Origin of the sequence: Actinomadura sp. 6K520, assembly GCF_004349245.1 — a bacterium.
Classification (GTDB): Bacteria; Actinomycetota; Actinomycetes; order Streptosporangiales; family Streptosporangiaceae; genus Spirillospora.
In genome coordinates this window covers 1-11,356 of sequence record NZ_SMLC01000203.1, presented here as the reverse complement: position 1 = coordinate 11,356, position 11,356 = coordinate 1, and the positions used below count along the sequence as shown (strand labels likewise).

At 72.7% G+C, this 11,356-nt stretch carries 10 protein-coding genes and 1 pseudogene; 3 read left to right on the top strand and 8 right to left on the bottom strand.

Annotated features, from left to right (window positions below; all coding sequences use genetic code 11):
* The coding region (locus E1289_RS40365; protein ID WP_243713165.1) for an acyl-CoA dehydrogenase family protein at positions 1–118 on the bottom strand (118 nt) is incomplete at its 3' end.
* 132 nt (positions 119–250) lie between these two features.
* Between E1289_RS40365 and E1289_RS32530 the strand changes: the two genes are divergently transcribed.
* A complete protein-coding gene (locus E1289_RS32530) occupies positions 251–1,585 on the top strand; it encodes a UDP-glucose/GDP-mannose dehydrogenase family protein (RefSeq protein WP_131987118.1) in 1,335 nt (444 codons plus the stop codon).
* 87 nt (positions 1,586–1,672) lie between these two features.
* Positions 1,673–2,092 (top strand): CoA-binding protein, encoded by a 420-nt coding sequence (locus tag E1289_RS32525; protein WP_131987116.1) that lies wholly within the window; start codon positions 1,673–1,675, stop codon positions 2,090–2,092.
* 40 nt (positions 2,093–2,132) lie between these two features.
* Here the strand turns inward: E1289_RS32525 and purE are convergent, their stop codons facing one another.
* Together purE and E1289_RS32515 are read right to left on the bottom strand one after the other, a co-directional pair.
* Complete coding sequence (gene purE / locus E1289_RS32520; protein WP_131987126.1) at positions 2,133–2,600, bottom strand: 5-(carboxyamino)imidazole ribonucleotide mutase; 468 nt, start codon at positions 2,598–2,600, stop codon at positions 2,133–2,135.
* A gap of 23 nt (positions 2,601–2,623) precedes the next feature.
* Positions 2,624–3,823, bottom strand: a complete 1,200-nt coding sequence (locus E1289_RS32515; protein ID WP_279488328.1) for a 5-(carboxyamino)imidazole ribonucleotide synthase — start codon at positions 3,821–3,823, stop codon at positions 2,624–2,626.
* Between the two features lie 223 nt (positions 3,824–4,046).
* Here E1289_RS32515 and E1289_RS32510 point away from each other — a divergent pair, with 223 nt between their 5' ends.
* Positions 4,047–4,625 (top strand): GtrA family protein, encoded by a 579-nt coding sequence (locus E1289_RS32510; protein ID WP_243713295.1) that lies wholly within the window; start codon positions 4,047–4,049, stop codon positions 4,623–4,625.
* Positions 4,626–4,645: 20 nt separating this feature from the next.
* On the opposite strand, the gene E1289_RS32505 is transcribed toward E1289_RS32510, so the two are convergent.
* From E1289_RS32505 to E1289_RS32485, 5 genes and pseudogenes are all read right to left on the bottom strand, one after another.
* Positions 4,646–5,917 (bottom strand): ATP-binding protein, encoded by a 1,272-nt coding sequence (locus E1289_RS32505; protein ID WP_131987114.1) that lies wholly within the window; start codon positions 5,915–5,917, stop codon positions 4,646–4,648.
* 97 nt (positions 5,918–6,014) lie between these two features.
* A complete protein-coding gene (locus E1289_RS32500) occupies positions 6,015–6,686 on the bottom strand; it encodes a response regulator transcription factor (RefSeq protein WP_131951643.1) in 672 nt (223 codons plus the stop codon).
* 151 nt (positions 6,687–6,837) lie between these two features.
* Positions 6,838–8,625: a malto-oligosyltrehalose trehalohydrolase gene (gene treZ / locus E1289_RS32495; RefSeq protein ID WP_131987112.1), complete on the bottom strand. Its 1,788-nt coding sequence runs from the start codon at positions 8,623–8,625 to the stop codon at positions 6,838–6,840.
* Positions 8,626–8,632: 7 nt separating this feature from the next.
* Positions 8,633–10,987 (bottom strand): malto-oligosyltrehalose synthase, encoded by a 2,355-nt coding sequence (gene treY / locus E1289_RS32490; protein WP_207929294.1) that lies wholly within the window; start codon positions 10,985–10,987, stop codon positions 8,633–8,635.
* Positions 10,980–11,356, bottom strand: a pseudogene (locus E1289_RS32485) (glycogen debranching enzyme); the annotation flags it as partial. The gene treY and the pseudogene E1289_RS32485, both read right to left, overlap by 8 nt.

Genomic DNA, 11,356 nt, shown 5'->3' with positions numbered 1-11,356 from the left:
CCTCCTGCGGGAACCGCGACTCCTCGTCCACCTCCGCCGCGAAAGGAGCGATCCTGGCATCGGCCAGCTCACGCACCGTCCGCCGCAGCAGCTCATGCTCCGCAGACGGCGCGTACATGGGAAAGTCAGCACTCATGGCCCGAATGCTACCGGCCAGTAGACACGCGCGGCCGGAGCACGGAGCCGCCCGCAGCGGGCACCTTGGAGAACAAGCCACTTGGCGGCGACAGCGAAGCGAGAGGAGCCGGCCTTGTCCTACCGGCTGACGGTCATCGGAACGGGGTACCTCGGCGCCACCCACGCGGCCTGCATGGCCGACCTGGGGTTCGAGGTGCTCGGCCTCGACGTGGACGAGGAGCGGATCGCCCGGCTGGCGGCCGGCGACCTGCCGTTCTTCGAGCCGGGTCTGGAACCCGTGCTGCGCCGGGGGCTGGAGAGCGGGCGGCTGCGGTTCACGTCGTCCTACAAGGAGGCCGCGGAGTTCGGCGACGTGCACTTCCTGTGCGTCGGGACCCCGCAGAAGGCCGGGGAGTACGCGGCCGACCTCGGCTACGTGAACGACGCGATCAACACGCTCGCGCCCCTGCTGGAGCGGCCCTGCGTGGTCGTCGGCAAGTCCACCGTGCCGGTCGGGACCGCGGCGCGGCTGGCCGAGACGATGGCGCGGACGGCCCCGGTGGGCGGTGACGCCGTGCTCGCCTGGAACCCCGAGTTCCTGCGGGAGGGCTTCGCCGTCCAGGACACCCTGCACCCGGACCGGATCGTCGCCGGGCTGCCCGCGGACCAGCACGCCGCCGAGCACGCGGAGAAGGTACTGCGGGAGATCTACCGGTCGATGATCGCGCACGGCACCCCGTTCATCACCTGCGACTACCCGACCGCGGAACTGGTCAAGGTGTCGGCCAACGCGTTCCTCGCCACCAAGATCTCCTTCATCAACGCGATGGCGGAGGTCTGCGAGGCGGCGCACGCCGACGTGACGAAGCTCTCGGAGGCGCTGTCCTACGACGACCGGATCGGCGGCAAGTTCCTCGGCCCCGGGCTCGGCTTCGGCGGCGGCTGCCTGCCGAAGGACATCCGCGCGTTCATGGCCCGCGCCGGGGAACTGGGCGCCGACCAGGCGCTGACGTTCCTGCGCGAGGTCGACGAGATCAACATCCGGCGGCGGATCCGGATGGTGGATCTGGCCCGGCAGATGCTCGGCGGTTCGTTCGCCGGGCGGACGGTGGGGGTCCTCGGCGCGGCGTTCAAGCCGAACTCCGACGACGTCCGCGACTCCCCGGCCCTGGACGTGGCGGCGTCCATACGCGCGCAGGGCGGCGAGGTGACCGTGTACGACCCGCAGGCCATGGGGAACGCCCGCCGCGCCCACCCGACCCTGGAGTACGGCGACTCGGCCCTGTCCGCGGCGCGCGGCGCCCACGTCGTGCTGCTGCTGACCGAGTGGGCCGAGTTCCGGGACATGGACCCGGACTCGCTCGCGGAGGCCGTCGCCGAGCGCAACATCGTGGACGGGCGCAACGCCCTGGACCCCGAGGAGTGGCGCGCCGCGGGCTGGACCTACCGGGCCCTCGGCCGTCCGTGACGGCGCCCCTGAACGGCGGCGTCACGAGCGGCCCTGCACGGCGGCCCGGACGGGAAGCAACCGGGCACGGGCGCCGTTGTCATGAACATGTCTGATGCATTCGCCGACCCGGACGTGATCCGGCGGCTGCTCAACGAGTCCGGGACGTGGGCGTTCGTCGGGCTCGGCGACAACCCCGCGCGCGAGGTCCACAACCAGGCGCGGCTGCTGCAGCAGCGGGGGAAGCGGATCATCCCCGTGCATCCGGCGGCGCGGGAGGTCCTCGGCGAGCGGAGCTACGCGTCCCTGGCCGAGATCCCCGACGCCGGGAGCGTGGACGTCGTGGGCGTCTACCGCCGCGCCGAGCACGCCGGTGCGGTGGTGGACGAGGCGATCGCGGCGGGCGCGAAGGCGGTGTGGCTGCCGCTCCAGGTGATCGACGAGGCGGCGGCGCGGCGCGCGCGGGACGCCGGGCTCGACGTCGTCATGGACCGCTGCCCGGCGGTCGAGTGGGCCCTGCGGCGCTGACGGCCCGGCCCCGGCGCCCGGCGGCTCCGGCGGGCGACGCTCAGCGGCTCTCCCGCAGCCGCGCGCCCTTCGCCTTGGCCTGCCCGTAGAGGTCCTGCTGGAAGACCTTCATCTTCGCCCGCAGCTCGTCGTCGGACGCGGCCAGGATGCGGACGGCCAGCAGCCCCGCGTTGCGGGCGGCCCCCACCGCGACCGTGGCGACCGGCACCCCGGCGGGCATCTGCACGATCGAGAGCAGCGAGTCCATCCCGTCCAGGTACTTCAGCGGGACGGGCACGCCGATCACCGGCAGCGGCGTCACCGACGCGAGCATGCCCGGCAGGTGGGCGGCACCGCCCGCGCCCGCGATGATCACGCGGAGGCCGCGGGCCGCCGCGTCCTCCCCGTAGGCGATCATGTCGTGCGGCATCCGGTGCGCGGACACGACGTCGGCCTCGTGGGGGACGCCGAACTCCGCGAGCGCCTCGGCGGCGCCCTTCATCACCGGCCAGTCCGAGTCGCTGCCCATCACCACGCCGACCACGGGTGCGCTCAAGTGCTCTCCTTCATCTCAGGTCCCCACCGCAGGTAGTCCGCGGCGTGGCGGGCGCGTGCGCGGACGTCCGCGAGGTCGTCGCCGAGCGCGGTCACGTGGCCGATCTTGCGGCCCGGCCGCGGCTCCTTGCCGTACATGTGCACCTTGACGCCCGGGTCGTGGGCCATCACGTGGAAGTAGCGGGAGTAGACGTCCGGGTCGTCCCCGCCGAGCACGTTGGCCATGACCGTGCAGGGGGCGGTGGGCTCGGTCGAACCGAGGGGCAGGTCGAGGACGGCCCGCAGGTGCTGCTCGAACTGCGATGTCCGGGCGCCCTCGATCGTCCAGTGCCCGGAGTTGTGCGGGCGCATCGCCAGCTCGTTCACCAGCAGCCCCTCGCCGGTCTCGAACAGCTCGACCGCGAGGAGGCCGACGACGCCGAGGTCCCCCGCGATGCTCAGGGCGAGGCGCTGCGCCTCTGCGGCCAGGTCCCCCGGCAGGCCCGGCGCCGGCGAGATCACTTCGGTGCAGATGCCGCCCTCCTGGACGGTCTCCACGACCGGGTACGCGGCGCCCTGCCCGTACGGGGAGCGCGCGACGAGCGCCGCCAGCTCCCGCCGGAACGGGACGTGCTGCTCGGCCAGGAGGTCGACGCCCTTCCCCAGCAGCCGCCGGACGAGGTCGCCCGCCGCGTCCGGATCTTTGACGATCCAGACGCCTTTGCCGTCGTAACCGCCGCGGGTGGCCTTGAGGACGACCGGCCACCCGTGCTCTGCGGCGAACCCGTCCAGGAACTCCAGCGGTTCCGACGGGGGGACGTGCGCGTAGGCCGGACACGGGACGCCCAGCTTGCCGAGCCGGTCGCGCATGACGAGTTTGTCCTGGGCGTGCGCGAGGGCGGCCGACCCGGGACGGCACGCCTTGCCCGCGGCCTCCAGTTCCCGGATGTGCGGGCCGGGGACGTGCTCGTGGTCGAACGTCACGACGTCGCAGCCCTCGGCGAAAGCCGTGAGGTCGTCGAGGGCGCGGTCGTCGCCGACCAGGACGTCGGACACGGCCTTGGCCGCCGCGTCGTCCGGCGCCCCGGTGAGCACGCGCAGCGGCACGCCGAGCCCGATCGCCGCCTGCTGCGTCATCCGGGCCAGCTGCCCGCCGCCCGCCATCCCGACGACGGGCACCCCCCGGCGCTGAGGTGCTCGCTGAGGTGGTTCTGTCACGTCAGAAGGCTATCGGGCGGGCCGGATGAACGATTCACGTGCCCGCGGCGTCGTACGGTGTGTGGGCCACCCGACAATGGGCAAGGAACGCACGGACAGTGTGAAACGTTCATGTTCCGACGTCTCCGGGGCGACAGGCGTCTATTCTCGTGATGCCTCCGCAGTAGCCGCCGCGCCGTCGGCCGCGGCGCACCGCCGAAGTCCGGAAGGACGGTTCCCCTTCGTGAGCCTGGTCGCGAATCTCCATCGGCAGTTCGAGCACCTCGTGCGCGAACTCGCGAAGTTCGGCAGCGTGGGCGCCGTCGCGTTCGTCATCACGGTCGTGATCGGCAACGGGCTGCACAGCGGGATGGGCGTCGGCCCGCTGACGTCCAACGGCGTCGCCACGATCGTCGCGACGACGTTCGCGTACCTGGCGAACCGCTACTGGACGTTCCGGCACCGCGACCGCACCGGGCTCGGCCGCGAGTACGTGCTGTTCTTCGCGCTGAACGGCGTCGGCCTGGTCATCACCGAGCTGTTCATCGGCTTCACGCACTACGTGCTGGGGCTCTCCGGGCCGATCTCGTACAACGCCTCGCTGATCGTCGGCACCGGGGTCGCCTCGCTGTTCCGCTTCTGGTCGTACAAGAAGTGGGTGTTCCTGCCGGCGAGCGCGCCGCCGGTCGACCCGGCGTCCGGGCTGCCGGAGGCGCCGCCCGAGCCCGCCTCCGAAGGGCCCGGCATCCACCGGGCGAACGGCCACGCCGCCCCGTCCCCCCGCCTCGGTCACCGCCCCGCCGAGGACTACGCCGAGATCTAGGCCGGGAACCTGGCCGAGATCTAGGCGGGCCCCATCACGACGCGTTCCTCGGCGAGGCGGACCTCGGCGACCTGGCGGAGGTGGACGCCGAACACCGCCGGGCGCGCCTGGATCAGCTCCAGCCGGTTGCCGTCCACCGTGGCCAGGGAGCGCGCCAGGTAGAGACCGAGCCCGGTGCCGCGGCCCCCGCTGATGCTCCGCTCGAAGATCCGCGGCTCCAGCTCGGGCGGGATGCCCTCGCCCTCGTCGCCGACCTCGACCAGCACCGAGCTCGCGTAGGGCCTGGTGCGGATGGTCACGGTGCCCGCGCCGTGCATGAGCGAGTTGTCGAGCAGCGTCGCGACGATCTGGGAGAGGCCCTCCGGGTTGGTCATGCCGACGAGGTCGCGCTCCCCGACGATCCGCACGTCCCGGCCGGCCCGCCGGAAGATGGGCCGCCACTCCTCGACCTGCTGCGCGATGATCTCGTCGATGGGCGCGGCGACGGCGGCGCCCGTCCGGTCGTGCCGGGCGCGCGACAGTAACTGCTCGACGACCGCGACGAGACGCTCGGTCTGCGCGACGGCCGCCGCGCCCTCCTCCCGGACGACGTCCGGGTAGTCGGCGGCGTCGATCATCTCCTCCAGCCGCATGGACAGCGCGGTCAGCGGGGTGCGGAGCTGGTGGCTGGCGTCGGAGGCGAACTCGCGGCTGTTGGCCAGCAGGTCGGCGATCCGGACGGCGCTGCGGTCCAGGACCTCGGCGACCCGGTCGACCTCCGGGATGCCGTAGCGGCGGCGGCGCGGCCGGGCGTTGCCGCTGCCGAGCCGGTCGGCGGTCTCGGCGAGGTCGACCAGCGGCACCGTCAGCTTGCGGGCCTGCACCATCGCCAGGCCGACGGTGACGGCGACGCCGAGCAGCGCGAGGCTGCCGATGAGCAGCATCAGCCGCAGCGCGTCGGCGCTCACCTCCGCCTCCGGTCGCGAGACGCGCACCCGGATACCGCCGTGGGCCGCGGTGGCCGTGAGCGCGGAACCGGCCCGCGGCGGCCCGGCGGTGAGCGTCCGGCCGTCCGGCAGGACGATCGAGATGTGCCGCCCCGGGTACTCCCGCGCGATCACCTCGCCGGTGACGGGCCGGTGCGCCACCAGGCTGAACGCGACGCCCTCGGCGATGGCGGACGCCTCGCGGTCCAGGGATCGTGCGGCCTCCTCGTGGACGAGCTTGTGTGCGGCGTAGGCGAGGGGTATGCCGAGCGTCAGGATCGCGACCACCGCCACCGCGAGCGTCGACAGGAGGAGTCGGCGCCTCATCAGGGCTCCTTCGAGGGTGGGGCCACGGACGTGCGCTACCGCGCCCGGGGCCTCTCGGGAAGGCCCCGGGTGGTCTCACCCGGCCGTGGCGGCGGAGCTAGTCGCCGCGTTCGAACCGGAAGCCGACGCCCCGCACGGTCGTGATGTAGCGGGGGCTGCCGGCGTCGTCGCCGAGCTTGCGGCGCAGCCAGGAAATGTGCATGTCGAGCGTCTTGGTGGAACCCCACCAGTTGGTGTCCCACACCTCGCGCATGATCTGTTCGCGGGTCACGACCTTGCCCGCGTCCCGGACGAGGACGCGCAGCAGGTCGAACTCCTTGGTGGTCAGCTGGAGCTCGTGGTCGCCCATCCAGGCGCGGCGCGACTCGGCGTCGATCCGCACCCCCTGGACGATCGGGGTCTCGGTGCTGCCCCGGCGCAGCAGCGCCCGCACCCGGGCGAGCAGCTCGGCGAGCCGGAACGGCTTGGTCACGTAGTCGTCGGCGCCCGCGTCGAGCCCGACGACGGTGTCGACCTCGTCGGCTCTGGCGGTCAGGATCAGGATGGGAACGCCGTGCCCCTCGGCCCGTACCCTCCGGGCCACCTCCAGGCCGTCCAGTTCCGGAAGGCCGAGGTCCAGGACGATGAGGTCCACGCCGCCGCCGAGCGCCCGCTCCAGCGCCTGCGGGCCGTCCGGGCTGACTTCGACGGTGTACCCCTCGCGCCGCAGCGCGCGGGCGAGAGGCTCGGAGATGGACGTGTCGTCCTCGGCGAGCAGTACTGAGGTCATGGGTCGATCGTAAGACCATTCTTGAACATTGCCCGGCATGCGCCGCGCTCTTGACCTGCGGTTTGCCACTCGTAGTACATCCACGAACACGCCTTTGTCGGCGAAACCCGGACGCACTTCTCATCCCACCCGGCACGGGAGGCGCGCGGGGTCACCCGAACACGGCCACCGACGCACCCGGCAGCCCCGCGGACGCCGATGCGGAATCGCCCACGATGTCAAAGTCCAGGCGCATTGCCGGATCCGAGGCGAGCAGCAGCCGGGGGCGGCCCGCCGCCGGAGCCGGGACGGGGAGCACCACGGGCAGCGCCCCGAAGTTCGCCGCCACGCACACCCCGCCGCGCCGCATCATCAGCCAGCGCGCCTCGCCGTCGTCGCACTCGACGGTCGTCCCGGTCAGCCGCGGGTCGTTCAGCTCGGGCCGCGAGCGGCGCAGCGCGAGCAGCGCCCGGTGCCATTCGAGCAGGTCGCGGTGGTGCGGCCGGTCGGGCTCCGACCAGTCGAGGACGGAGCCGCGGTAGGTGTCCACAGCCTGTGGATCGGGAACGGCGCCGGTCCAGCCGTGCCGCGCGAACTCCCGGCGGCGCCCCTCGCTGACCGCGCGTGCCAGTTCCGGGTCCTGGTGGTCGGTGAAGTAGCACCACGGAGTGGACGCGCCCCACTCCTCGCCCATGAAGAGCATGGGCGTGAACGGCGCGAGCAGGAGCACCGCGGCACCGACCTTGAGCATCGACGGGGAGATCCCAGACGATTCCAGGACGGTGCCGATCCGGTCGCCCGCGGCGCGGTTACCCACCTGGTCGTGGTTTTGCAGAAAGCCGAGGAACCGGTGCGCGGGCGTCTCCTGGACATCGACCGGGCGTCCGTGGCGCCGTCCCCGGTAAGTCGACATGGTCCCGTCGTGGACGAAGACCTTCGTCAGCGCCTTCTTGAGCGTCTCCATGGAGCCGAAGTCGCAGTAATAGCCCTGGCGCTCGCCGGTGAGGGCGGCGTGCAGGGCGTGGTGGAAGTCGTCGCTCCATTGAGCGTCCAGCCCATGTCCACCTGCCTCCCTGGGCGTCACCAGGCGCGGGTCGTTCAGGTCGGATTCCGCGATGAGGAAAAGATGTCGTCCAAGGTGCGCGGAAAGGCCCGCCACCGACCGCGACAGTTCTTCGAGGATGTGCACCGCGCCGTGGTCGGTGATGGCGTGGACGGCGTCGAGGCGGAGCCCGTCGAAGTGGTAGTCGCGCAACCACATCAGCGCGTTCTGGACGACGAACGCGCGGACCTCGTCCGACCCTTCCTGGTCGAAATTCACTGCGTCGCCCCATGGCGTGGCGTGGGCGCTGGTGAAGTACGGCCCATAGTCGCCCAGGCGGTTCCCGTCAGGCCCCAGGTGGTTGTAGACGACGTCCAGGACCACTGCCAGGCCGCGTGCATGGGCGGCGTCCACAAAGCGTTTCAGCCCGTCCGGGCCGCCGTACGGCTCGTGCGGCGCCCACAGGTGGACCCCGTCGTATCCCCAGCCGTGGCGGCCCGGGAATGCGGCGACCGGCAGCAGTTCCACCGCGTCGATGCCGAGGGCCACCAGGTGGTCGAGCCGCTCGGCCGCCGCGTCGAACGTCCCCTCGGGCGTGAACGTGCCCACGTGCATCTCGTACAGGACGCTTCCCGCGAGCGGGCGTCCGTGCCAGTGCTGGTCCGTCCACGCGAACCGGTCGTGGTCGTAAGCGCGGCTGTGGCCGTGGACGCCGTGCGGCTGCCACGGGGAGCGCGGGTCGGGCAGGGCCTCGTCCGCGCCGTCCAGGGCGAAGGCGTAGTCGGTCCCGTGGCCCGCGCCCGCGACTTCGGCTCCCCACCAGCCCGGACGTCCCTCCAGGGGGCCCATGCGGTGCCGTGCGCCGCCGGCAACGACGTCCGCGCGGCCGGCGGCCGGCGCCCAGACCTCGAATCTCATGTAAGGCTCACCGATCGATTTCCCTTGGTACGAGCAGCGCGACGGGCAGGTGCTCGAAGACGCGGCCGGCGTCCAGGACCGGGCCCATGTGCGTGCAGCCGGTCAGCACGTCCCGCCAGCCCTGCTGGACGACGTCCACCCTCGTCCGGCCCCAGCCGCCGCGGCGTTCCAGCCCCACCGGGAGCCGGGTGGCGAGCGCGACCGCGTCGCCGCGGGCGAACCCGACGACGTGCCCGGCGGCGGGTCCGTGGGCGGCGATCGGCTCGTGCCGGGAGCCCGGCCCGAACCACTCGGGGTTGGCCCGGCGCAGCCGCAGCGTCCGCGAGGTGACCAGCAGCTTCTCGTCGTCCACGTCCTTGGCCGGGCGGCCGGTGTCGAGCCGCTGGAGGCGCTCGCGGCGCCGCCCGTGGTCGACCGGGCGCCGGTTGTCGGGGTCGACCAGGGCCAGCCCGGTCAGCTCGCAGCCCTGGTAGACGTCCGGGACGCCCGGCATCGCCAGTTGGACGAGCTTCTGCCCGAGCGTGTTGACCCTCGCGTAGGGCGCGAGCTTCGCCACGAGCGCGGTCAGGTCGGTGACGAGGTCCGGGTTCGCCAGGACGGAGCGCGCGTATTCGAGGACGGCCTCCTCGTAGGCGGGATCGCCGTCGACCCACGAAGTGCGGGTCTTGGCTTCGCGCATCGCCTTGGTGAGGAACTCCTGCATGCGGTCGATGGTGATGGGCCACGCACCGACGAGCATCTGCCAGAACAGGTATTCGAGGTCCGGTTCCAGCGGCGACCGGCCCGGGCCCCACTGCCGCCAGCGGTCCACGGCCTCCGCCCACTCGGCCGGCATCTCCGACAGGACCGACAGCCAGGCCCGGACGTCCTCTTCCCGCTTGGTGTCGTGCGTGGACAGCGTCGTCATCGTGGACGGCCAGTCACGGGCGAGCCTGATGCAGTACGAGTGGAAGTCCTCCGGGCTCACGGAGAAGCGCGCCGGGTCGCCGCCCACCTCGTTCAGCGCGGCCATGCGGTTCCACCGGTAGAACGCCGTGTCCTCGACGCCCTTGGCCGACAGCGGAGCCGAGGTCTGCTGGAACCGCACGATGAACTCGGCGTCGGTGCGGTCCCCGCGTCCGAGGGCGAGGTCCACGACCGTCTCCAGGTCGCCGTGCAGGTCCGCCGGCAGATGCGCTCGTGCACGGTCGGCGGCTTCGCCCAGGACGTCCACGGCCTGCTGGGGCGCGTCCTCCCCCGGCACGACGTAGGCGCGGTAGACGGGCATGGCGATGAGCAGCTCGACCAGGGCCCGCTCCAAGCCGGGGCGGCGCTCGCCCACGACCCGCTGGAGGACGCGCAGCAGCCGGTCGATCTCGGGTTTCAGGCCGTGTGTCGCGGCGTGGCGGCGGGCGTCGTGCTTCACCTCCGCGAAGTCGGCCGGGCCTCCCGTGACCGACACGTAGTGGTCGGTGAGCGGCTTCTCCCCGGCCGGGTCGACGAACAGGCCGCCGACCATGCCGAGCGAGTCGTAGCCGGTGGTGCCCGCGCACGGCCAGTCCGGCGGCAGCCGCTCCGCCCCCTCGGTGATCTTCTCGACCAGCAGCCACGCCCCGGGGGCCGCCTCCGCGAGCCGCCGCAGGTAGCCGCGCGGGTCGGCGAGCCCGTCCGGATGGTCGACGCGCAGGCCGTGCACGTGGCCGTCGGCGACCAGGCTCAGCAGGAGCGCGTGCGTGCGCTCGAAGACCTCGGCGTCCTCCTGCCGGAGCCCGATCAGGCCGGAGATGTCGAAGAACCGGCGGTAGTTGGGCTCGCCCTCGCCGGGCAGGACGATCCGGCCGCCGCCCGCCTCCCAGTCGATGTCGAACCACCTGGCGTACGGCGAGGCGGGCCCCTCCGCGAGGACGGCGGTGAGCGGCAGGTTCAGGTCCTTCGGCTCCGGGATCGCCATGTGGTTCGGGACGACGTCGACCAGCATCCTCAGCCCGTGGGCGCGGAACCGGGCCGCCATGGCGCCGAACGCCTCGGCGCCGCCCAGCTCGTCCGCCAGGCGGGAGTGGTCGACCACGTCGTAGCCGTGCGTGGAGCCGGGCGCGGCCCCCAGGACCGGCGACAGGTAGACGTGGGACACGCCGAGGGTCGCCAGGTAGGGGGCGAGCGCGGCGGCCTCCGCGAAGCCGAAGTGCTCTTCGGGCGTCCCGCGGAGCTGGAGCCGGTAGGTCCCGGACGGGGGTGCGGCGGGCCCGTCCTCGGCGGGGACGGGGATGTCGGGTGTGTTCGCTTCGGCCAGATGGTCCTCGGACACGGTCTCCTCACCAGGGGGGTCGCCGGGGAGCGGTTCCTCGCCGGCGGGTACAGGGGTGGCGGGCTCGGGCTCAGACACGGCGCAGCACCTGGGTGGACCGGGCACCGACCGGGACGTTCTCGCGGGCCTTCACGACGGGCGACTCCTCCTCGGCCAGCAGCGGGTCCGCGGTGTCGAGCACCTTTATCCACAGCTGCCCGTACGCGGTGGGCGGAAGGGTGAACGTGAGGTCCCCGTCGTGCGCGTTGAACAGCAGGAGGAACGAGTCGTCCCTGACCTGCCTGCCCCGCCGGTCCGGCTCCCCGATCGCGTCGCCGTTGAGGAACACGTTCAGCGACTTGCTGAAGCCCGCCGTCCAGTCCCGGTCGGCCATCTCCGTGCCGCCGGGGGTGAACCAGACGAGGTCCGGCAGGTCCTCGTGCCCGCCCCTTCCGCCCGGCCCCGAAC

What these genes read in the sequence shown, in the direction of transcription:
- E1289_RS32500 (WP_131951643.1), bottom strand. Translation starts at nt 6,686, where the DNA reads ATGACCTCAGTACTGCTCGCCGAGGACGACACGTCCATCTCCGAGCCT.
- treZ (WP_131987112.1), bottom strand. Translation starts at nt 8,625, where the DNA reads ATGAGATTCGAGGTCTGGGCGCCGGCCGCCGGCCGCGCGGACGTCGTT.
- purE (WP_131987126.1), bottom strand. Translation starts at nt 2,600, where the DNA reads ATGGGCAGCGACTCGGACTGGCCGGTGATGAAGGGCGCCGCCGAGGCG.
- E1289_RS32505 (WP_131987114.1), bottom strand. Translation starts at nt 5,917, where the DNA reads ATGAGGCGCCGACTCCTCCTGTCGACGCTCGCGGTGGCGGTGGTCGCG.
- E1289_RS32525 (WP_131987116.1), top strand. Translation starts at nt 1,673, where the DNA reads ATGTCTGATGCATTCGCCGACCCGGACGTGATCCGGCGGCTGCTCAAC.